Origin of the sequence: Paenibacillus sp. FSL H8-0104 (genome assembly GCF_038050215.1) — a bacterium.
GTDB lineage: Bacteria > Bacillota > Bacilli > Paenibacillales > Paenibacillaceae > Paenibacillus > Paenibacillus amylolyticus.
Genome location: NZ_JBBOTC010000001.1, coordinates 2,395,969 through 2,418,785, shown reverse-complemented (window position 1 = coordinate 2,418,785; position 22,817 = coordinate 2,395,969). Strand labels below are relative to the sequence as shown.

The following is a 22,817-nucleotide window of genomic DNA, read 5'->3' as shown; positions in this document are numbered from 1 at the left end:
CCTATCATCGTAGACAAACAGACGGCACCTTTCGGCACCGTCCTTTTCTTTTACTATAACATTTTACAGTTGGATTGTAAGCGTGCTTGCGCCTGTTGCTGCCGTAACAACAACACCATTTGCACCAGTCACTTGGGAACCACCTTCAACGCTGGATACACTTTCAATACCGCGAAGTACGATGTTCCAAGGTTTGCCCGCACCTTCAGCACGAACATCCAGCACTGATCCATTACGTGTAACGTTAACTGTCAGCTCCTGTTCAGCTGCTTGGTTCACAACAACAGCTTGAGCCGTTTGACCATCAGCCAGTTCGAACAAGTGCAAGGACACATCATTTGCAAAGTCATAATCCGGTTTGCTATCCACCGCACCCACAGCGATCAGGCTGTTTGGCTTAACCATCATTGGCAGTGTTTTGAAGTCATGGTTTTCACTGATCCAGCGTCCACCTTGTACTTTCGCTCCTGTCAGATAGTTCGTCCAAGTTCCTTCAGGCAGGTAGTAACGAACATCACCCTCTTTGTTGAAGATCGGAGCCACCAGGATTGAATCGCCAAACATGTATTGCGTATCCAGGCTGTATGTTGTTGGGTCCTCTGGGAAGTCCAGCAGCATAGCGCGCATCATCGGAATACCTTTTACCGTCGACTCCACCGCAGAATTGTACAGGTACGGCATCAGGCTGATTTTGAGTTTGGTAAAGTCACGAACAACGTCCACGGATTCCTCGTCAAACAGCCAAGGCACACGATACGAAGTGCTTCCGTGCAGGCGACTGTGTGAAGATAACAGTCCGAATTGTACCCAACGTTTGTAGACATCAGGGCTCGCTGTGCTTTCAAAACCACTGATATCATGGCTCCAGAATCCGAAACCGGAAAGCCCCAGTGAGAGGCCACCACGAAGTGATTCAGCCATGGATTCATACGTGGAAGAGCAGTCACCGCCCCAGTGAACCGGGAACTGTTGACCACCTGCTGTTGCAGAGCGTGCAAACAGGGCAGCTTCGTTTTTGCCAATCTTCTCTTCAAGCAATTCAAATACAGCTTTGTTATAGAGCTGTGTATAATAGTTGTGCATTTTAACGGGATCAGAACCATCGAAGTACACAACATCTGTCGGAATTCTTTCGCCGAAGTCGGTCTTGAAGGAATCTACACCTTGATCCAGCAGGACTTCCAGCTTGCTCTTATACCAATTCACAGCATCCGGATTCGTGAAATCAACCAGAGCCATACCTGCTTGCCACATATCCCATTGCCATACGCTTCCATCGGCTGTTTTAACCAGATAACCATTCTCCATACCTTCATCGAACAAGTAGGATTTTTCTGCAATATATGGATTGATCCAAGCACAGATTTTAAGTCCCTTTTCTTTCAGACGTGCAAGCATGCCTTCCGGATCCGGGAACATCGCTTCATCCCATACAAAATCAGACCATTGGTATTCCTTCATCCAGAAGCAGTCAAAATGGAATACAGACAGCGGAAGATCACGTTCAGCCATGCCATCTACGAAATGATTAACCGTTGCTTCATCATAATCCGTTGTGAATGATGTTGTCAGCCACAGACCAAAAGTCCATGCCGGTGGAAGCGCCGGTTTACCTGTTAATTTCGTATAATTATCAAGTACATCCTTTGGATTGTCACCGCCGATAATGAAGTACTCCAACGTCTCGCCTTCTACGCTGAACTGAACTTTAGATACATTCTCGGATGCAATCTCATACGATACGCGTTCAGGATGGTTTACAAATACGCCATATCCTTTATTGGACAAATAAAACGGAATGTTTTTATAGGACTGCTCACTGCTTGTACCGCCGTCCTCATTCCAGGTATCGACGATTTGACCATTCTTAACAAACGGTGTGAAGCGCTCACCGAGTCCGTAAACGTATTCACCAATACCTAGATCAAGCTGCTCCCGGAAGTACGCTTCCTTGCTTGGACCTGTAATATAACCGGCAGCTCTTTGACCGCTACCTGTAATCCGTTTTCCTCCATATAGGAAGCTAACGTCCCAACCGTTTGTTTTGTCGATTTGAACTTCCAGGTTGCCACTTTTCAAAACTGCGCCTTGTTCATTTTTTGAGATGTCAACGTTCGCATCTTGCGTGTTAAGCTCAAATACAGGCCCTTTTTTCACTCCGCCTTTATGATGATTCAAGGTTACACGAATAACGTTTGGCATAGGTGAGCTGTACGTTGCTTTCAGCAATGTACCGTTCAACGTGTCGCCTTTGCTGCGAATATATTTAGTTGCCGCATATACGGTCAAAGAATTATCTTTTTGCACAATATCACGAATGTCAGTCGGGTTTTGAATCTGGTACCCTTCACGAGTCATCCAGAATCCATCAGTAAATTTCATATTTTCTTTCCCCCTTTGGTTATATTATAATAATATTGATATTAATAACGAATTTCTTCTCTTATTTTGACCAAATATATCACGATTTTGATAATAAACATCCGATTCTTGAACATCATCACCAATCTATGGAAACGATTACATTAATAATGATACAAAAGGAGAATCTGATATGGAACGTGAACGATTACGGGAAGACCGGATTCACGGCAATGCCATGTATCCAGTCAGTGTGTACCCGGATATTCAACAACTGAACGGGGATAGCATTCTCGATTGCCACTGGCATGATGAGATGGAGTTCACCATGGTGACCCAGGGCTGCGCCGTCTTTCAGATCGATATGAACACTGTTGAGGTTCAAGCTGGAGAAGCGATCTTCATCAATCGAGGTGAGATTCATGCGGGGTATCTGAAGGGCGATGTGCCCTGCGTATTCTCTTCCATTGTATTTAATCCCGAACTGCTTGGCAGCCGTACCTTCGATACGGTCCAAGAGAAATTCATCGGTCCACTGGTACGCAAAACGGTGATTCCCCCCAGTCATATCAAGGCAGATGAGAACTGGGGACAAGAAATTCTGGATCTCCTGAAACGCATATTTGCAGACCATGCTACCCGAACCGAAACGTGTGAAATGTCAACAAAAGCGTACCTGTACCTCATATTTGCCCGAATGTTCGAACATATGAGACCTGCTCCGCTCAAAGGCACTGTGGCTACAGGGAGTCATGACAAGGTAGAGCGCCTGAAATCCGTGCTCAGTTATATTCACAAACGGTATCCTGAACCATTAAAACTGAAAGAACTTGCTGATGAGGCCAATATGAGTGAAGGGCACTTCTGTCGTTTCTTCAAACAGATGGTGCAGAAAACCCCAGTTGATTACATTAACTATTACCGTGTTCAGCAGGCCTGCGTTCAGCTTGAGAATACGGATCACAAAATTGTTGATATCGCCATGGATGTGGGTTTTGAGCATCTAAGCTACTTTATCACTACATTCAAAAAGCATAAAGCCACCACACCTTCACAGTATCGCAAAATGTTCTATGAGAACGTAGGAATGGAGTCTGCCCTAGTTCAGGTGTAAAAGAAGAAGGTGCTCACAGCTATTCAGCTGCAAGCACCTTCTTTATCTTCTTCATCAACTTTCCTGCTAACGAGTGAGGTAACGATCTGATCTGAGCCACATTGGCTCAGTTAGAAATCATCTCATTGGCTGCTATCAGCCTTACGCTTTGAAACTTAACAGTGTCTTACTTTTTTAGCGTCTTCCATGAAATGTACTCATGTACGGAGAAACCGTTAAAGGACGCATGTACTGAAGCCATTTTTTCGACCAACTTTAATTGTGCTTCCATATAAGCAGATCCCTCTTCATAAAAAGTAATGAAGTCGCCTTCCTTGCTTTGCTTTGTTTCCACGGCGATTGAGATCGTCTTGCCGAGCAGAGCTGCTTCTGCAAGTTCATCCTTCGCTACACTATAGATTGCAGCAGCTGTATCGCGGTAAGCCATAATGGTGATGGAATCAAACTTGCGAATCATCCAGCTGCTTACGGCCATCGTGGAACCCGGAATTTTGTAGTTATCGAGCCAGAAAGGCAGATCAGCCGCTACCGGCATCTTCAGCCGTGATGCTCGCTCAACAATATACTCCACATTGCCTTGCCACTGGGTAATTACACTGGCCTGATTGATTTTCCACTGAGGGTGCACATGTGGCTCAATATCCAGATGAATACCAGCAAATTTCTCATTGGACAACGCCTGCGCCTGATATGCCTCGATCCAGTCCAGGAAAGATGCAATCTGCTCCCGACTTTCCGTCAATCCCCACGCTGATCTTCCATCCATGACGTCAACCGCAATGTTCTTGGCTCTCGCCTGGCGGATAAAACTTTTATACTCAGGAATCTTTATATCCCGGTTCATCTGCAGATAGATCGTATTGATTTTGTTCGCTGTAGCGTAATTTAACACTTCTTGAGGAGTACTTCGGATCTGGGTGGTATCCCATACCCAAGTCGCTCTTACTGGCACATCAAGTTTTCCATGAATCGTTGCATAACTGTCGACTGAACCATCCGCTATGGCTTTGGAAGAACAGGCTGTACTCGCACACAGGATCAAACAACTCAGTAATACGATAAAACGGTAACCCCTTTTGCTTTTCATATTTGTACACTCCCTCTGAAGTTATCAGCTCTGACGTGCAAATCTGGATGAAATTGTGTCGTTTCATATTCATTTAATGGATACTTATTAGGTACGACGAATTTGGTTTGCTTTTATATGCAATATCATCTTTAAGACTTACGACGAAAGAATCATATAACTATATTTCGGGAATTCGTAGTTCTGTATGTATAGTTCAAAAGTCACAATTATTTATTATTTTCAAATTCAATCCTTATTCCAGCATGACTTCAGTCATTATTGCCATATGTACACCAAGCTACAGAAGACCTAGAAAGCGCTTTCTCTCAAAATACACCAAAAAACCGCCCTAAGGCGGCTTTATATGGAACCCTATTTAATGATGTCTTGTCGACATTTCCGTTCATTCATTACCCGATGGAGCTACAGGTGTGTTGTCAACCACTTCATCGAAAAGAGACACCAGTTCAATACCTTCTGCCGAGATCCGCACAAGCCCCTTGTCAGACAAACGTAATTCTGGAATCACAACCAGCGCCAATAACGAAAGCGTCATGAACGCATTATTCAACGTACATCCTGCGGACTGTAAAGCTTCACTGATTGCTGCCGATTGGGCTGCAACGACTTCGAATGGCTCGGTTGACATCAAACCTGCAATCCTTAGCGGGAATTCGGTTACACCTGCCGCCGTTACCACGGCGACCCCGCCCTGCATACGAATGACGCGATTACCGGCTTCAGCCATTAGCGCATCATCATTACCGATAATCAACAGGTTGTGACTATCATGAGCAACTGTCATCGCAATCGCTGCAGGTGATTTGAAGCCGATGCCTCCAACAAGCGCTACCGCTCGATTCCCGGTTTGTTTGTGACGCTCCAATACAGAAATTTTGCATACTTCCCCTGAAGTTGAAACCACAACCTTGCCGTTCTCTACGGTAACAGGCAAGTGTTTCTCCTTTGTATCCACATGGTTCTCTGTCACATGAATGATTTTGGCACCAATCGTCCCCTCTACAATCGGTGCAGCCAACTCCAGATCTTCCGGCTGAATATTAGCTTCTAACTTCACCGTGTTCAGCGCTTCCTCAGGGTACGTGAAGCTGTCCCAGACCGCCGTCATTTTCCCGTTCTCAGCTACAACTTGCCCGGCAGCAATCGTCATGCCCACACGTACATCCGCCAACCGGCCGTCCAGCAGAATAATATCGGCTATATTGCCTGGAATAATCGCTCCAATGTCGCGCGCAACACCGAAACGCTCAGCCGTATTAATGGTTGCCATCTGGAAAGCCGTGACCGGCTTCACCCCTTGGGAGATTGCGAGACGAACAACAAAATCCATATGTCCTTCTTTGAGCAGCGATTCAGAGCTTCGATCATCAGTCACCAGCATCATCCGGCGTGTATCCAGACCAAGCTCAGTGCAGGCTTTGATCGTCTCAGCCACATCATGCCATGCTGAACCTTGGCGCATCTTCGCGTACATCCCGAGTCGCAGACGTTCAACCACATCTTCCTTGGTCACACATTCATGATCCCCTGTAACACCACTCGCTGCGTAGGCTGGCAGACGCCAGTCATCTGCAGCCCAGGTGAAATGACCGTCTGCCATTTTACCTGCCCGGAGCGTTGCCTGTATCTCACCAATCATCGTCTCATCCCCATAGACCACTCCAGGGAAGTTCATCACTTCACCAAGACCAATCATGTCCGGACCCCAGGAAAGAGCCTCAGCTACCTCTTCAGGCCCGATATAAGCACCTGTTGTCTCCAATCCTGGATGCGTGGAAGGCACACAGGAAGCCACCTGCATATAAGCTGCCATCGGTGTGGTCCGTGCTTCATCTAGCATTAGTCTCAGACCTTTCAGACCAAGCACGTTGGAGATCTCATGTGGGTCAAAGAAACCTCCGGTCGTGCCTGAAGGCAATACCGCTCTCGCAAACTCGGTTACTTTCATCTGTGTACTTTCGATATGGCAGTGTCCATCCAACAGACCAGGAGCGATATACTTACCGTTTGCTTCAATGATCCGGGTATGTTCTCCGATGGTGTGGCTTACATCTTTACCGACATAAGCGATTCGAGCTCCCTGTACAGCTATGGACATCTCAGGCAAAATCTCACCCGATATCACGTTTACCAGCGTACCTCCCCGAATGACCAAAGTCGCTGGCAAATCTCCCCGTGCTGTAGCGACCAGATCAGGTACACAATCGGCCATAAGTGGCCGTTCAAAAGATGATTTGTTCATTTTGTTGCCTCCTTTAATAAACGATCCAAAAAAATATATTGTTACGATTATATGAGTCCGGACCTCATGTGTAAAGAAAAATCACATCCATTGTCCTTGAATACAAATTATCAAGTCATTTTTATCCACGGGACCCAATCCTTACGAATTCACGTTAGGTATTTTTATCAATACGATCACTTATATGGCTGTAACCTCATCACGTATAATTCCCTCGCTAAGCTAGCTTCTTCCCGATATATGTATCATATACAGAAAAACTCCCGTTCCATTGAACGGAAGCCTTCCTCATGCATATGAAGTGTTATGTCAGTCCACTTGCGCAGTAGACACCTTGCCAAGATCATACTGTTCTTCCGACTGGGCGGTAATGAACGGACTTGGTGTGCCCACGCAGTAAACGTGCAGCAGATGCATCGCTCGTGTGCAAGCCGTATAGAACAACTTGCGTTCATGCTCCTGAGCATACTGCTCCGCAGAGCCGTCATAGATCAGGACTGCATCGAATTCCACACCTTTGGCCAGATACGCTGGGATGACATGAACACCCTGCTCAAAAGCCAGCGTCGTTTTTTTGATTAACTTCGGTGCTGTGGGCAGCGCCTTACTTAATGTAGCATGTACGTCTCTGCTCTCTTCGGCGGTTTTGCAGATAACTGCAACCGATTCGTACCCTTCCTTAATCAAGTGCTTGAGGTCTGTCGTGATGACATTCATATGACGCTCTGAATCAGAAGAAACGATCACTTTAGGTTTCTCACCGCTGCGGTTAAATGGAATAATCTCTTCCCCACCAGGCACCATGCCACGTGTAAACTCCACGATCTCCCGGGTAGATCGATAACTTCTGGTCAGCTCAATGACTTCCGTGTTGTCTGGTCCGTACAGGTTAGTCAAAGGTCCTGTTCCACTAAGTACTGAAGAGTGGGCATAGATTGCCTGATTAAAGTCACCAAGTGCTGTTATTTTCGCCCGTGGGAACAATCTCTTCATAAATGCCAACTGAAACGCGGAATAATCCTGGGCTTCATCAATAATGACATGACGAATATTCGAGTTAATATGGAATCCAAGCATAAGCTCACGCAAGTACAAGTATGGCGTAATATCTTCATATGCCAACTCCTGAAGCTTCAATCTGCGTAAAGTCATCTTACAGATTTCATCCCATTGAGCAGGTAGCACTTCGTCACCCAGCAATCGCTCCATCTGAGCCTGATCGTTGAATAGATGTGCATATAATTGTCTTATATCAACGAATCGTAAGGACTTAATCCATTTTCGCAACGGTTTGAGTCGGTCACTGACCACCATACGTGCCAGAATCCCTCTTTCCTGCTCGAAGTCATTAAACGTATGGGTCTTTCCTTTTTGCTTGCGCTTCAACCGTTGATACGCACGTTGCAGATCCTCCGGCTCCATCAGATCAAGCTGCTGATCAACCCAAGGCGCATCCAGTTCACCTTTACCAAAGGCAGACAGTTCTTTCAGCATCCAGTCCCGTAACATCTCCAGTCGACTCACCAGCTTAACGGATGACTCGAAGCTGTAGAATTTCTCAGCCATAGCCTCTGACGTGACAATCGCTCGGCCCTGGAAGCGAACCGGCTTGAATTTCATGCCACCTGACAACATACTTTCCTTATAACGTGTAATTACCTTGAGGAACGTTTCGGACGACTTGAAGCGAATGCTGGACATGCGAACATCGTAATCGGGATCTTCCGTCCCCGTAAGTACATATTCAAGCTGAATAAACGGATCTTCCAGTTGATATTCACGACCCAAACGGCGCTCCAGATACTCCTGGAAGGTCGTTTGCAACATGTTTTCCTCCCCAAGCTCAGGCAGTACCGTGGAGACATAACTGTTGAACATTGGATTTGGTGAAAAAAGAACCATCTGATCCGCTTGCAGATGCTCGCGGTATTTATAAAGAAGATATGCCACACGCTGGAGCGCCGCGGATGTTTTGCCACTGCCGGCTGCGCCTTGCACAATGAGCATACGTGTCCGGTCATTACGGATAATCCGGTTTTGCTCCTTCTGAATGGTCGCTACAATACTCTTCATCTGTGCATCCGAAGTTCGACTGAGCACGGCCTGCAACAACTCATCACCAATCGTGACCCCTGTGTCAAACATAAACCGGATACGACCATCCCGAATGACAAACTGTCGCTTCATCTCTATATCACCGCTGATCTCCCCACTGGGTGTATGATACGTGATTGGACCCGGTGCTCCGTCATAATACAGGTTGGAGATTGGCGCACGCCAGTCATAGACCAGAAAAGATTCCTCTTTTTCATCCAGTAACGATGCAATGCCCAGATAAATGCGTTCTGCATTTGGATATCCATCTTCCTTAAAATCAATGCGCCCAAAATACGGTGAATGATGCAGTCGTTTCATTTTATCCAACGCAGCTGCTGTATTGAGATGGCTACGCTCCCGATCGGACAATACCTGTGACTGCTGCCGCATGCTGGTTGAAGTCTCCCCGACATCATCCGCTTCGCTAAAGTTCATCGTGACTTCGTCCCAGAAGTCTTTTCTCATGCCAACCACTTCGTCACGAAAGGAACCAACTTCATCTTCCAGCGTTGTGATCTTGCGTTCAATCTGATCGGTCACGGTGTTGACCCGTTGTTGTTCCTCATTCCATTGCTGATCTGTACTCATATGTTAATAGCCCCTCTTTCCCCGGATTGTGTCCTCAAAATCCCATTTGACAAGCCCGAAAAGGCAATGGTATAATTATTAGAAAGTAAACATTTTAATTATATGTTAATTAGTTCTAATTTTCTGAAAACCATTTTTTATTGTACCAGTGACAACGTCCCGATGCAAGCGGAGGCGTTTTTTGTTGTTTTCTTCTTCATTATTACCCAATCACCGGGTCCTCAACTGACCTAGCTACTCCTGCCTACTTTCGTAATTCTTCAATTGTCTCTTTCCAGCGTGTAATTGCTCCAAGTTCATCCTTCAATTGAAAGGTTATTCCTGAAGTGATCTCCGCATATGGCGCGTGATCCACACGTACATGGAGCACTTGTGCTTCAAAACGATCTCTCGGATGGACAGCCCCCTTCATCTCAGGCAGCCGTTCTACTTCTGTACGAATATGCAGCAATCGATGTCCTTGAACCGCAATCAAGGTAGCCTTGCCTGTTTTGCTCATGTTCATACTGGTCTGTGTACCTGGCCATAGAGCCAGTCTAAGCTGATGCGGATTTATCGCAATCACTTCCCCCATACTAATCATCGCCTGATGCGGCCATTGATCCTCAGATACGGTCAGCAGTTGCATGGCTTCATGCTGTTTATGCTCCAGATTTGTCCCACTCAACCATTCCATTAGTTCAGCGTCCAATTCCTCTATAATCATGTCTCTATCCCTCAGTTCGTTAATATTCATTCATGCCCTTCAGCCCTATGTATGACAAAACAACCCGGACACGATGGTCCGGGCTATGTTGTAACTACATTGTATATGATCGCCAAGCAGGTGCGCAATTCGTTATCAAGGCCACTTAAGCCAATTCAAAATTTTGTCCTGTGATTCTTTGTCTTCACTGGCGCTATGCACATGTTCGGCAAGTCGATTCAGACGTTCCAACTGATATCCATAATCATAAATGGCAGCAGCCACGATGGACAATCGTAACATCCCTTCCTTGTCGATATCAAACTGGGTGATCGCCTGCTCCATGAAACGGTCATTATCCAATACAAACTGTGCAGCCTCTTCCCCATTAGGCTTCAGCTTATCCTCGAACTTGAGCAGTGCATGCTCATGGAATTTGATAACCAGTTCAAGATGTGAGTCAAAAAACTGATCCATGGCCGTTGTCCGCGGTGCCTGGAAATAGTGGCGTTCCACCGAATCCAGCACCTCGTACCCTTTTTGCAAACTCAGCAGCATTTGTTTGTAGACCACCATCTGACGAGTTTCGCTGAATTTCGAACGTTTCATCTTTTTCTGTTCCTCTTCGAACAAGTTATACTTGTCGGACAAAGACTTAATGGAACCGCCAAGGTTACTTTTCTCCTCCCGGAATACAACTTCCTTGATCTCATCCGAGATCGAAGTTCGCAGAAGCAACGACATACCGCTGAATACACTATGGATCTGCTTCACGAACTGAACCTTCGGTTTCGGAGGAAATACCGTAATGTTGATGAGAAACGCCGATACAATACCAACCAATGTCAACAGAAAACGATTGAGTGCAAAATGCCAGTCACCCGAGGCTTCCATAATGGATACAACCGTGACCAGTGTCAGGCCAACCGTCTCACCCATATTCAATTTAAGACAGATCATGATGACAAGTACAATAATTAATCCAACGGCGATTGGCTCATTGGACAACACCATGCCCCCCACCAGGGCGACAATAGCTCCCAGCGTGGTCGTTTGCAATTGATCCAGGAAGTATTTCCAGGAACGATAGATGGAAGGCTGCATGGCGAATATAGCCGCGATTGCGGCAGGCACGGGAGATTGCGGGTTCAAGAACAGGCTGCTTAGGTACAAGGCAAGCGTGACCGCGATCCCCGTCTTAAGTACACGTGCACCAAACGACATGGTGGTGACCCCTCCTCTTTACCGAACCTGAAATTTTACATTTGATGATCATGTTCATTATTACCCCATATTTCTTTTTTTGCCTGAATTCATTCAGGAGAACGATTTATTGTACCATGTAAGGTCTTCCGTTGCCATGTCATAAGTCAGAGGTATTGTGAAATTGATTTCTTTATGTATGTTAATACACATTATTAACCCAAAAAGAAGCAAATCTTCAAAATGGATTTTCACCACTTCAAAGATTCGCCTCTGTTACTAATTATACCTCTTTGGAATACTCATGCTTATTATGCCTGCCTAACGATCCGTGCCCTCCCATTCTCTTTTGAACTGGTCCACAAACTGCACCATATAATCATGACGCTGTTCCGCCAACTCCTTGCCATAGGAGGTATTCATCAGATCCTTGAGCTTGAACAACTTCTCGTAAAAGTGATTTATCGTTGTGCTGCGCCCATTGCGATATTCCTCACGGGTCATATGCTCCCGTGGGGGAAGGGACGGATCGTACATCTCGCGCCCTCTGGCGCCTGAAAAGGCAAAGGTTCGCGCGATCCCAATCGCACCCAATGCATCCAGTCGATCCGCATCCTGTACAACCTGTGCTTCAAGCGAGCTAACCGCAGGACGCTGTCCTCCCGCATATGAGATGGTGCTAATAATACCCACAACCTTATTACGTATATCCGGGTCAAGAGGCTGGGTATCCAGCCAGTCATTCAGTTTGGCCATCCCGGCTTCCAAGCTCTCATTCAGCTTCTCATCCGGTACATCGTGTAATAATGCAGCCAGTTCGCAGACAAATGGATCTGCACCCATACGGTGAGCGAGTTCAACCGCAAGTGCGGTTACCCGTTCAATGTGCGGCCAGTCATGACCATCACTATGCTTGGATGAGTCCCCTTGAACAAAGGATCGGGCGGCGCGCAGAACAGCCTCTCCTGCCGTTATTCCATCTATATTATGCATGTGCCCTAATTTTTGCAGATTCCCACCAGGTTGAAGAGGGTTCTCTGACATCTTACGATTCCCCGCCTTCACGGGCCTGTTCACGAGGAATACGTCGAGCTACACCCGTCTTAATAGCTGCTTCAATTACGCGACTGCGCATCGATTTGACTACTTTATCATTGAACACACTCGGAATAATGTAATAACGTGTACGCTCTTCGTCCGTAATGGCCGAAGCAATCGCTTGCGCGGCTGCCAGCTTCATTTCTTCATTAATTTCAGTAGCACGGCAATCCAGAACTGCCCTGAAGATACCCGGGAAACATAACACGTTGTTGATCTGATTCGGATAATCGGATCGGCCTGTTGCCATTACAGCCACAATGTCTTCCACCAAGGCAGGCATAATCTCAGGTACCGGGTTTGCCATTGCAAACACGATTGGATCTTCTGCCATGGTCTGCACATCTTCGCGAGTTAACAGATTCCCGCGGGACAGGCCAATGAACACATCGGCTCCACGAATGACATCACGCAGCGAGCCAGTCTCCAGTTCGGGATTAGTACGAGCTGCATAATCACTCCAGACTTCATTCTCATAGGTTTGTGTTCGTACAATTGCACCCTCACGATCGACACCTATAAGCCGGCTGGCCCCCGCGGACAATAATATGTTGCTGCATGCTACACCTGCTGCACCGATGCCACAGACCACAATCTTCACATCTTCAATGGACTTGCCCACCAGTTTGAGCGCATTGATCAGACCAGCATATAACACAACCGCTGTGCCATGCTGGTCATCATGAAATACAGGAATGTCCAATTCCTCATTCAGACGACGTTCAATTTCGAAACAACGCGGTGACGAGATATCTTCCAGATTAATGCCGCCAAAACCAGGTGATATCGCTTTCACAGTACGTATGATTTCCTCAGTATCCTGTGTGTCCAGGCAGATTGGGAAAGCATCCACACCAGCAAACTGTTTGAATAACATCGCTTTACCTTCCATGACAGGCATCGCTGCACGGGGACCAATGTTGCCCAGTCCAAGTACCGCACTGCCATCAGATACGACGGCCACTGTATTCCGTTTAATTGTCAATGAGAAGGCTTTGCCAGGTTCTTCTGAAATGGCTGAACATACACGAGCCACATCCGGAGTGTACACACGTGACAGATCTTCCCGGTTTTGAATCGGGGTCTTTGGTGTTACTTCGATCTTACCGCCCAGATGAAGCAGGAACGTCCGATCCGATACGTTAATAATGGATACACCTTTGAGCTGGCGCACCCCTTCTATAATTTTACTGTTATCTTGTGCATCTGTAACTGCGACCGTCAAGTCGCGCACGCTTACATCCTGATTGGTGGAAATCACGTCGATGGCAATGATGTCTCCCCCAGCTTCCGAGATGGCCGAAGCCACTTCGCCAAACTTGATATCCTTAGTTGTCATTTCCAGTCGAATAATAATGCTGTTACCATCCAGATTCCTTTGATTCATTTCCATTCCTCCCAGACTGAAAGTCTTGAGTTACATGTTACGTGTTTGTCTTCGCTGCGCGGACACGTTTATCCTTTATCTTGTCCAGAAAAAGTCGTTCAACAGCCAAATGCATAAAATAAAAAAGATGCCCTGAACACCAATGCAGGCGTTCAGGGCACTCTTTTTCTAATTACTAACTTCATTTATTTAGTAACATATAGAATCTACATTATTTCCGGGCAGCCGGTCTGCGCAGAACACAAATGTCATATGGCTTCAAGCTGAGACTTGCTTCCACAGCATCACCACTGAGCAGATCGGTATAGGACTGTCCATCTAGTTTAACCAGCTTCTCATCTGGCGTGTAGTTCTGTACAAACACATAATCTGCTGTACCATCTGTACGCGTATGTGCCGTTGTTCCGGCAGGCAGCTCAGTTTCAAGTCCACGCTCAATGTTCAGGTCAGCGATTAGCTTCGCATAGAAATCATCATAGAATGGTGCTTTCAGACGTGTCGCTACGTAATATGCTTTTCCTGAACCCAACTGGTTAACCGTCAATGCCGGACGTCCGGCATAGAAGTCAGAACGGTACGTAGCCAGGGACTTCGCGCCTTCGAGATGAATCAGATCACACAGTTCAATTGCATCATACGCTGTATTGAGCTGAAGCTCATTGCCCTTCTCAGGGATAATTCCGTTCAGATCACGATCATGCAGTCCATCAATTTCCTCGGACCAGATGCCAAGTGTCTTACGCAGCGGGCCTGGGAATCCACCCAGGAAACACAGATCGTTTTCGTTAACAATACCAGACCAGTAAGTTGCTACAAACGTACCACCTTGTTCTACAAACTTCTCAATACGTTCCCCGACACCTTCACGTACCAGATAGAGCATTGGAGCAATCAGCAACTTATACTTGGACAGATCTGCATCCATATCAATTACGTCTACAGCGACTCCCTTTTTCCAAAACGCTTCGTAATGCTCTTCCACCGTCTGCTCATACTTCACACCGATATTACGCGGACCCTGGGAATCATTAACGGCCCAGCGGTTTTCCCAATCAAATATGATTGCAACTTCTGCCGGAACCGCTGTTCCTACAATAGCTTCCATGCCTTCAAGAGCCGTTCCTACGTCGGTGACATCTTGGAACACTCGAGTGTGTTCCGTTCCTACGTGGTCTACCACCGCACCATGAAGTTTCTCACTGGACCCACGGCTTTTTCTCCACTGGAAGTACTGAACACTATCGGAGCCGTGTGCCACAGCCTGGAGAGAAGAGAGCAGATGCATGCCCGGTTTCTTCAGTTTGCTGACATCTTGCCAATTCGTCGAACTTGGAGTACTCTCCATCAGCAAGAACGGCTGACCGCCTTTGATGGAACGAACGATATCATGCATCATCGCGATACGTGATGCCTGTTTCGCATCGTCATTTGCATCATGCCAAGTCGGATAACTGTCCCAAGAGAGGAAATCCAGAATATCAGCGAACTTCCAATAGTTCAGACCGCCATAGAATTCCATCAGGTTGGTTGTGACTGGCAGATCAGGATTCTGAGCTTTTAATGGTTTCGTTTCATGCACGATAAAATCAGCTGTCTGATCCGTAACGAAACGGCGCCAGTCCAGATTCATTGCGTGTACCTGTGTCTCACCGTGTGGCGCCGGAGATTCCACTTGACTCCAGTCTGTAACCGTATGGCTCCAGAATGTGGTCCACCACGAATGATTCAGTTCATCGAGTGTTTTATACTTCTTCTGAACCCAACCACGGAATGCTTCCTGACAATAATCACAATGACAGTCTCCGCCGAATTCGTTCGAGATATGCCAGCCAATTACAGCCGGATGATCCGAATAACGTTCTGCCAGTTTTGTGTTGATCGCAGTAACCTTCTCACGGTATACCGGGGAAGTATAACAGTGGTTGTGACGGAAACCATGCAGATTGCGGACACGCTTCTCGGATACACGGAGCACTTCCGGGTACTTCGCGGACATCCAAGCAGGTCTGGCACCACTTGGTGTAGCGAGGAATGCATAGATACCGTTTGCTGCAAAACGATCCAACACCTGATCCAGCCATTCAAACGTGTATACGCCCTCTTCCGGCTCAAGGGATACCCACGAGAAGATACCAATGGACATCACGTTACACTTGGCAAGCTTCATCAAGCGAATATCTTCTTCCAGAACTTCAGGATAGCGGAGCCATTGCTCCGGGTTATAGTCTGCGCCATGCAACATGTGCGGGGCTTTGGAACTTACAGGTGGAAATTTGTATGTCATAAGGACAACTCCCTTGCTTTAATTACTGTTTTTTTAGTTTATATACGATAACGATAACGATAACAACGACTTCACAGACGATACGTATTACGCTAGATTACACGTATGTCACGACATCTGATTCTTCAACAGTAGCAAGTGCTGTAAACGATTCCAACTTGCGACCTTTAAAATCAAACATGGTGAGGTTGCCCCAGTTATTCGGATGTCCGACGGACCATTCTTCTTTACTTGGTATCCAGGCAGGTTCCCAATAATAGAATCCGTGCCCCAAACCACCAGGAACTTCGCGAATAATCTGCAATAGATCCTTCAGATATTTGGTCTGTCCCTCTACACTTGCAGGGTATCCTGGTAACAACATATCTTCCTGATTCAAAATCCATTCAATGCCTTCCGGCTGCTCCAGCGTCCAGGGATAAGCGGTTTCAACTACATTGATAGGTTTGCCATAACGCTCAGCCAGATCATGAAGATTGTCACGTAACGCATCGAGTGTTCCATGCCACCAAGGGTAATACGAGAGACCAATGATATCAAACTCCACACCCAGTGCTTCAAAGCGATCGTAAAACTTGCGGCTCTCGGCGTTATCTCCACCACGATCAATATGTATCATAATCTGAATATCCGCGTCAACGGATTTGACCGCAGCAATTCCATACTTCACAAGGCCTGCAAAACGCTCCCACTGTTCATCCGTATCATGCTCTTCTCCACCGACACGTCCCTCATTCCATAACATGCCTGGTGTAATCTCGTTGCCCACCTGCACCATGTCCGGAAGCGCATCGTGTTCCTTCAACGTTCTCAGAACGTCAGCCGTATACATGCATACCGCACGTTGAAGCTCTTCATAGGACAGATTCTCCCATGCTTTCGGCTTCCATTGATTGGCTGGATCAGCCCAGCGATCAGAATAATGGAAATCAAGCAAAAATTTCAATCCCTGTTCCTTGATCCGTTTGGCTACCTCCACCGTCCGCTCCAGATTGCAGAATCCACCAACAGGATCATTCCAGATTCGAAGTCGTATCGCGTTAGCGTCATTAATCTTCAGGATGGACAGCAAGTCTTGTTCCTTGCCATCCACATCACTATAACTCCCGCCATGCTGTTCGATTTCATCCATAAAGGACACATCCATTCCCAGAATGAATGTCTTTTCCGTCAAGTTGCTCACTGTATCAACCTCCATTAATTTGGGGTACAGGCTCAGCCTTTAACTGAGCCCAACGTCATACCTTTAACAAAGAAACGTTGCAGGAAAGGATACACAATCAAGATTGGTGCACTTCCGATGAAAATCTGAGCTGCCCTTACCGTAGTTTGAGAGAGAGCTTCCATTTCTTTTGGATTCATGCTCATGCTACTCATATCACGTCCAATAATGACCGTTTGCATAAATGTAGCAAGTGGGTAATCCTTAGCGTTATTCATGTAGAGCAATCCATCAAACCAGGAATTCCAGTGGAACACCATACTGAACAATGCAATTGTTGCAATGGACGGCATCGAAATGGGAAGGAAGATCCTGAACAATGTTCTGAAATGGTTAGCTCCATCCATGAGCGCCGCTTCCTCCAGCTCTTTTGGAATACCGCGGAAGAAGTTCAGCATCAGAATGACAAGGAATGTGTTAACTGCTCCTGGGAGTACCAGTACCCAGAAGGAATCCATCAACCCGATCTTCTGGATAACCATGTAGAACGGCACCAGTCCCCCGTTGAAAATCATACTGAATACAAAAATCCAGGAGTAGATCGTTCTGCCTTTGAATTCACTATTCTCTTTGGACAACGGATACGCCGCCAGGAACGTAATCAGCAAGGTAATAGCTGTACCGATCACTGTACGTAGAAGTGAAATCCAGAGCGAGTTCAAGAAAATTGGATTGTTCATCGTCTTTTTGTAAGCCTCAAGTGAAAAACCTACGGGCCAGAGATTGACCAGATTGGCATCGGCAGCAGCCTTTGTACTAAAGGATACTGCCAGTACATGAATCATTGGTACGATACACATAATGGCGACCAAAATCAGAAAGCAGGTATTGACTATATTAAACACGCGATAAGGCAATGATTTATGATACATCGTGGTCCCTTCTTTCTCTGTTCATTCGTTTAGAATATGCGATATCCAGCGTATTTTTTGGCTAAGCTGTACGATACAAGGATCAAGATCATACTAATAACCGATTTGAACAATCCGATCGCGGTTGCAAAGCCCATCTCACCATTCTGCATTGCGGAACGATATACGAATGTATCAATGATGTCACCCGTTTGATATACGAGCGGGTTATACAAGTTGAATATCTGGTCAAATCCGGCATTCAGTACGTTACCAAGCGCCAGTGTTCCTACAACCATCAACATCGGCACAAGTGAAGGGATTGTAATGTGCAGTGTCTGTTTCCAGCGTCCTGCTCCGTCAATTTCCGCTGCTTCGTACAACGCTGGATTAATTCCGGCAAGGGCAGCCAGAAAGACAATCATGTTATAGCCAAATTCTTTCCACACATCTGTCAGAATGACCGTAGATCGGAACCAACTGTTGTCTCCCAGGAAGAAATATGGCCCAAGTCCAAAGGTTCCCAGAACCCGGTTAACCAAGCCGCCTGTTGACAACAGATCTATCAAAATCCCGCCCAGAATGACCCAGGACAAGAAGTGAGGTAAATATACGAGTGTTTGAATCGTTCGCTGTACAGCCATCTTGCGAACCTCATTCAAAAGAATGGCAAAAACAAATGGAACAAATAAATTGAAAATCAGTTTAAGTACAGCAATAATTAATGTGTTCCAGATGACCTGTAAGCTGTCTTCACGTTCAAACAAATATCTAAAGTTGTCCAGCCCAACCCATTCAGAACCGCTAATCCCAAGCCATGGCTTGTAGTTCTGGAACGCCATAATGATTCCGCCCATAGGCACATAACTGAAGATAATCAGAAAGATAATGGCTGGCAACAGCATAACGTGGAATGGCCAAGTGCGTTTCAAAGTTCTCATGATTGCTCCCCCTGTATTTCTTCCTACTCAAGTACTCCCTGAGTGGCTTATAATGCGATTATATCAACCTTTTACGGGGTCCAAACAGCACATAAAAGCAATATAAATGGCACAAATTCAACCACTTTGCCTTAACTTGAATAAACAAAAAAAGCGCCCAGACGTTAGTCGTCTGAGCGCTGCTTGTAACTATTTTTTCACACTGTCATACCATTCGTTAACCTCTTGCGTAATTTGGTCACCGCCACCGGATTTCCACGTTTGTACAAAGGTATCAAACGCATCAACCGGATTTTTGCCATAGATAATTTCGTTAAATGCTTGATTCTCGATTTTGTTCAAATAGTCAAGCTTGGATTTCATCGTCTTTGTTGTCGGACCTGTGAACATGTTCTTGAAGGAAATTTCTTCTTGGCTCAGCAACACTTTCGCTGCTGCTGGAGTCTCTTTACCGTAGTTGACAGCAACATCTTTTTCAAGCTTGGTTTCCGGCTCTTTGCCATTGGCCAAATTCATCAGAGCTTTCATCTGTGCATCTGGAATACGAGCACCGTCACGAACAAGCAAATAACGTACAACGTTCACGTATCCGCCTTCGATCTCGTCAATCGGCATTTGTTTTCCATTTGCATCCAGTTGATAGTCATAGCCTGCAAACAGACCGTTATCATAAGGGCTACCTGGTGCCGGGTCTGCATAATTGTCGAACAGGTAGTTCTGGTACGTAAAGAATGCTTCTGGATGCGCCATATCTTTTTTGATCAACGTAACACCATTAACGAACTGTGTCCCGTGACGCATCGCTTTGCCTTCAGGACCGGTAGGAATTTCAATCGGTTTCCACACGGCACTCGGTACATTTTTCACTGTATCGAGAAGTGGCCATCCACTCATCCAGTAAGGTCCTGGAATAATACCGGCAGTTCCTGCAACTGCTGGCTCTGCTGTTTTGTTCTCATCCCATAGAGCTGCTTCCTGCGGGATATATCCTTTTTTGAGCCATTCGCTCAATTTGGTCAGACCTTGCTTCATACCCGGATTGATGGAGCCATACTCCAGCTTGCCGTCTTCCCCCAGATTCCATTGGAACGGCAATGTTCCATATGCTCCGAAGATCCAAGATGGGTCTCCCATCCATGTATTCATGGAAGTTTTGAAACCAATGCTGAGCGGAGTGACTTTATCAGGAGCCAAGCCGTCAGGGTTATTGTTTTTGAATGCTTCCATCACTGCTTCTAGTTCGTCGATGGTTTTTGGCGCCTTCATGTTCAGCTTATCCAGCCAATCCTGACGAATCCAGAGCAAGTAATCATTGTTGTAGGCATAGTCCAGAACAGGGATACCCATTCTTTTTCCATCACGACTATACTGGTTCCATACGTTTGGATCTTGTTCAATTGCTTTTTTCCATGTGTCCGAAGCATATTTATCGAACAGTGGACCTACTTCTTGATACATTCCAGAATCAATCAGATCCTGAGCAAGCAGATTATCACCTACGTTTACAATATCAGGCATTTCCTGTCCTGATGACATCGCAAGACGAAGCTTGGTTGCAAATGCTCCATTTGTGTCTGTTACTGACCACAACGATTTGATTTCAATCCCGAATTGATCTTTGGCCCACTTGGTTGCCACGTTATTTTCCATGGATTCGCCATTTTTAAATTTCAGCTCTGGATCGATTCCCCATGCTGTAGTAATAGTAACTGCCGGATCATATTTCTCTTTGTATTCGTTTTGGGTTCCAGATGTACTTGGTGTTGCACTATCTCCGCCCCCACTGCCTCCTGAACATCCTGCAAGAACGACAGTTAGACTCAGCGTTGTAGCGAGAAGCGTCAAGAATCTCTTTTTTGTTGATTGCGCTCTCATGTTGTTCCCCCTTAAATCGTTTTGGTTACCCTTTCATTATAGGCTGACCAGGCCTTTGAGCCTATGATACGAAATCAAGATTTCTGCACCTTTGCCAACCTATATTCTGGAATGTTGTTGAAATTATGCCTGATCCCGAAATTCATTTGGTGTCATACCATAATGTTTTTTGAACATTTTGCTGAAATATTGCGGATTTTGATAGCCAAGTTCACTCGTAATCTCGTATATTTTTTTGTTGCTATTCTTAAGCAGATATAGAGCACGTTCCATGCGCATACGAATCATGTAGTCCCCAAGACCTTCCCCAGTCTCTGCCTTGTAAATTTTCGATAGATATACGGGGTGTAAATATACCTTGTCCGCAATCATCTTCACTGACAGATCCTGTCCTGTATCTCTTGTCACCAACTCCTGAACCTGCTTGATCACATGTCTGCGGCTCTGCACACCTTCCTGATCGGACAACTCTTCCTGAAGCTTCGCCAGCATCTCGGTGGCCCAACGCCGCAGCTTCTCGGGGGATTGAATCAACTGATGAGCAAGGAGCAGATCGAATCCCGCATGATCAATCTCATGCACCAGATGCCCCTGTTTATGGGCAATATACATAAATGCATTAGTTACCGACAGATACATCTCATACACATGTTCTCTGGACAATCGTACCTGTTCTGCCGCGTCAAAGACCGTGTTCAGCTTACGCGCTGCCGCTTCCCATTGCTTGGTCTCAAGCAATTGCGGAAGTACAGGTGGTTTATATAGCTCTTCGAGCGCCTGCGTTGCATCATTCTCCGGTCTTTTGCTGAGTGCCTGATCCATGTCCATGTATATAATCTTGTGTTCTTCCGGTCCTGAAAGGACAAGCGAACCCAGACTTTTTCGATAAGCTGCTGTCAACTCGTTAAAGGGAAATGACGGTGTAACTACCATGGACAGATCTCCCTGTAAATATCGAATGACATGCTCACGGAAAGTTTCAGCTGAGATTCTCAACGTCTCCAAGTCCATCTGCGGAGCTCCGATCTGATCTTGATTCTGCAAGAACATAACCAGACACTCATGGGGTCCGCGACCAAACCACACGTTAAATTGCTCTCCAAGTACTTCCTCTGCAATATTACCTACCGCAAAATCCATCAGATCCAGAGACTGCTGGTCCATCGATGAGAAGCGTCCTGTAAGACGAATCAGCATCATCACAGCCGATTGTTCTGGATCGATATGAATCTCATATTGTTGCAGTTGTTCCCGAAGTGCCCGCGCCGTGATCTCACGCCCCAGCAGCAGATCATGCATGAGATTTTCCCGCAAAATTTTATAGTCAGACTTCCGACTGTATAAAAGCCGGTGATATTTATCGAATTCATCCCACTCATCGCGAAGAGACGTGATGGCTGCCGACACCGATCCCATAAACTCATCATCGTTTACGGGTTTCAGGATATAATCTGCTGCCTGCAATTGAATGGCTTTTTTAGCATAATCAAAATCACTGTGACCCGTTAGTAAAATACAGCGGATATGAGACCAGCGCTTGCTTACCTCTGCAATGAGATCCAGTCCTGACATGCCAGGCATGCGAATATCGGTAACCACGATATCTACTGCATTTTCCTCCATAATCTCCAACGCTTCCTTACCGGATGCGGCACGCAGCACGGTCGTTACTCCAAGCTCTCCCCAGGGGATCGTAAGTTCCAGACTTTCTGTTACGTAAGTCTCATCATCTACCAGTAATATATCAATCAAGTGATTCACTCCCTATTTCGTTCATTC

The 22,817-nt window shown here is 46.1% G+C and carries 15 protein-coding genes; 1 reads left to right on the top strand and 14 read right to left on the bottom strand.

Features of this window, described 5'->3' with window-relative positions; all coding sequences use genetic code 11:
- Window positions 1-63: 63 nt before the first annotated feature.
- Window positions 64-2,382: an alpha-xylosidase gene (gene yicI / locus NST38_RS10960; protein ID WP_076249862.1), complete on the bottom strand. Its 2,319-nt coding sequence runs from the start codon at window positions 2,380-2,382 to the stop codon at window positions 64-66.
- Between the two features lie 172 nt (window positions 2,383-2,554).
- Between yicI and NST38_RS10955 the strand changes: the two genes are divergently transcribed.
- Window positions 2,555-3,475: an AraC family transcriptional regulator gene (locus tag NST38_RS10955; RefSeq protein WP_076249863.1), complete on the top strand. Its 921-nt coding sequence runs from the start codon at window positions 2,555-2,557 to the stop codon at window positions 3,473-3,475.
- Window positions 3,476-3,641: 166 nt separating this feature from the next.
- Here NST38_RS10955 and NST38_RS10950 read toward each other — a convergent pair whose 3' ends face one another.
- From NST38_RS10950 to NST38_RS10890, 13 genes are all read right to left on the bottom strand, one after another.
- Window positions 3,642-4,562 carry a hypothetical protein gene (locus tag NST38_RS10950; protein ID WP_076249864.1) on the bottom strand — a complete coding sequence of 307 codons (921 nt, stop codon included), beginning with the start codon at window positions 4,560-4,562 and terminating at the stop codon, window positions 3,642-3,644.
- A gap of 385 nt (window positions 4,563-4,947) precedes the next feature.
- Complete coding sequence (locus tag NST38_RS10945) at window positions 4,948-6,807, bottom strand: adenine deaminase (protein WP_076249865.1); 1,860 nt, start codon at window positions 6,805-6,807, stop codon at window positions 4,948-4,950.
- A 309-nt stretch (window positions 6,808-7,116) separates the two neighbouring features.
- On the bottom strand, window positions 7,117-9,492 hold the full coding sequence (helD, locus tag NST38_RS10940) for an RNA polymerase recycling motor HelD (protein ID WP_047842422.1): 2,376 nt from the start codon (window positions 9,490-9,492) through the stop codon (window positions 7,117-7,119).
- Window positions 9,493-9,736: 244 nt separating this feature from the next.
- A complete protein-coding gene (locus tag NST38_RS10935; protein ID WP_076249985.1) occupies window positions 9,737-10,198 on the bottom strand; it encodes a hypothetical protein in 462 nt (153 codons plus the stop codon).
- 135 nt (window positions 10,199-10,333) lie between these two features.
- Window positions 10,334-11,401, bottom strand: a complete 1,068-nt coding sequence (locus tag NST38_RS10930; protein ID WP_017689291.1) for an FUSC family protein — start codon at window positions 11,399-11,401, stop codon at window positions 10,334-10,336.
- 300 nt (window positions 11,402-11,701) lie between these two features.
- Window positions 11,702-12,424 (bottom strand): HD domain-containing protein, encoded by a 723-nt coding sequence (locus tag NST38_RS10925; protein ID WP_083684243.1) that lies wholly within the window; start codon window positions 12,422-12,424, stop codon window positions 11,702-11,704.
- Between the two features lies 1 nt (window position 12,425).
- Window positions 12,426-13,865 (bottom strand): NAD-dependent malic enzyme, encoded by a 1,440-nt coding sequence (locus NST38_RS10920; protein WP_074094504.1) that lies wholly within the window; start codon window positions 13,863-13,865, stop codon window positions 12,426-12,428.
- Window positions 13,866-14,076: 211 nt separating this feature from the next.
- Window positions 14,077-16,149, bottom strand: coding sequence for a beta-galactosidase (locus NST38_RS10915; protein ID WP_076249866.1), 2,073 nt, complete (start codon window positions 16,147-16,149; stop codon window positions 14,077-14,079).
- A 97-nt stretch (window positions 16,150-16,246) separates the two neighbouring features.
- Complete coding sequence (locus tag NST38_RS10910; RefSeq protein ID WP_082219046.1) at window positions 16,247-17,332, bottom strand: glycoside hydrolase family 53 protein; 1,086 nt, start codon at window positions 17,330-17,332, stop codon at window positions 16,247-16,249.
- 32 nt (window positions 17,333-17,364) lie between these two features.
- Window positions 17,365-18,243 carry a carbohydrate ABC transporter permease gene (locus NST38_RS10905; protein ID WP_036670224.1) on the bottom strand — a complete coding sequence of 293 codons (879 nt, stop codon included), beginning with the start codon at window positions 18,241-18,243 and terminating at the stop codon, window positions 17,365-17,367.
- A gap of 29 nt (window positions 18,244-18,272) precedes the next feature.
- The gene (locus tag NST38_RS10900; protein ID WP_017689297.1) at window positions 18,273-19,163 is read right to left on the bottom strand and encodes an ABC transporter permease; all 891 of its coding nucleotides are present in this window, start codon (window positions 19,161-19,163) and stop codon (window positions 18,273-18,275) included.
- A 189-nt stretch (window positions 19,164-19,352) separates the two neighbouring features.
- A complete protein-coding gene (locus tag NST38_RS10895; protein ID WP_076249867.1) occupies window positions 19,353-21,038 on the bottom strand; it encodes an extracellular solute-binding protein in 1,686 nt (561 codons plus the stop codon).
- Between the two features lie 123 nt (window positions 21,039-21,161).
- A complete protein-coding gene (locus NST38_RS10890; protein ID WP_036670221.1) occupies window positions 21,162-22,790 on the bottom strand; it encodes a response regulator in 1,629 nt (542 codons plus the stop codon).
- Window positions 22,791-22,817: the final 27 nt, after the last annotated feature.

What these genes read in the sequence shown, in the direction of transcription:
- NST38_RS10930 (WP_017689291.1), bottom strand. Translation starts at nt 11,401, where the DNA reads ATGTCGTTTGGTGCACGTGTACTTAAGACGGGGATCGCGGTCACGCTT.
- NST38_RS10945 (WP_076249865.1), bottom strand. Translation starts at nt 6,807, where the DNA reads ATGAACAAATCATCTTTTGAACGGCCACTTATGGCCGATTGTGTACCT.
- NST38_RS10915 (WP_076249866.1), bottom strand. Translation starts at nt 16,149, where the DNA reads ATGACATACAAATTTCCACCTGTAAGTTCCAAAGCCCCGCACATGTTG.
- helD (WP_047842422.1), bottom strand. Translation starts at nt 9,492, where the DNA reads ATGAGTACAGATCAGCAATGGAATGAGGAACAACAACGGGTCAACACC.
- NST38_RS10925 (WP_083684243.1), bottom strand. Translation starts at nt 12,424, where the DNA reads ATGTCAGAGAACCCTCTTCAACCTGGTGGGAATCTGCAAAAATTAGGG.
- NST38_RS10955 (WP_076249863.1), top strand. Translation starts at nt 2,555, where the DNA reads ATGGAACGTGAACGATTACGGGAAGACCGGATTCACGGCAATGCCATG.
- NST38_RS10905 (WP_036670224.1), bottom strand. Translation starts at nt 18,243, where the DNA reads ATGTATCATAAATCATTGCCTTATCGCGTGTTTAATATAGTCAATACC.
- NST38_RS10950 (WP_076249864.1), bottom strand. Translation starts at nt 4,562, where the DNA reads ATGAAAAGCAAAAGGGGTTACCGTTTTATCGTATTACTGAGTTGTTTG.
- NST38_RS10900 (WP_017689297.1), bottom strand. Translation starts at nt 19,163, where the DNA reads ATGAGAACTTTGAAACGCACTTGGCCATTCCACGTTATGCTGTTGCCA.
- NST38_RS10920 (WP_074094504.1), bottom strand. Translation starts at nt 13,865, where the DNA reads ATGAATCAAAGGAATCTGGATGGTAACAGCATTATTATTCGACTGGAA.
- yicI (WP_076249862.1), bottom strand. Translation starts at nt 2,382, where the DNA reads ATGAAATTTACTGATGGATTCTGGATGACTCGTGAAGGGTACCAGATT.
- NST38_RS10895 (WP_076249867.1), bottom strand. Translation starts at nt 21,038, where the DNA reads ATGAGAGCGCAATCAACAAAAAAGAGATTCTTGACGCTTCTCGCTACA.
- NST38_RS10935 (WP_076249985.1), bottom strand. Translation starts at nt 10,198, where the DNA reads ATGATTATAGAGGAATTGGACGCTGAACTAATGGAATGGTTGAGTGGG.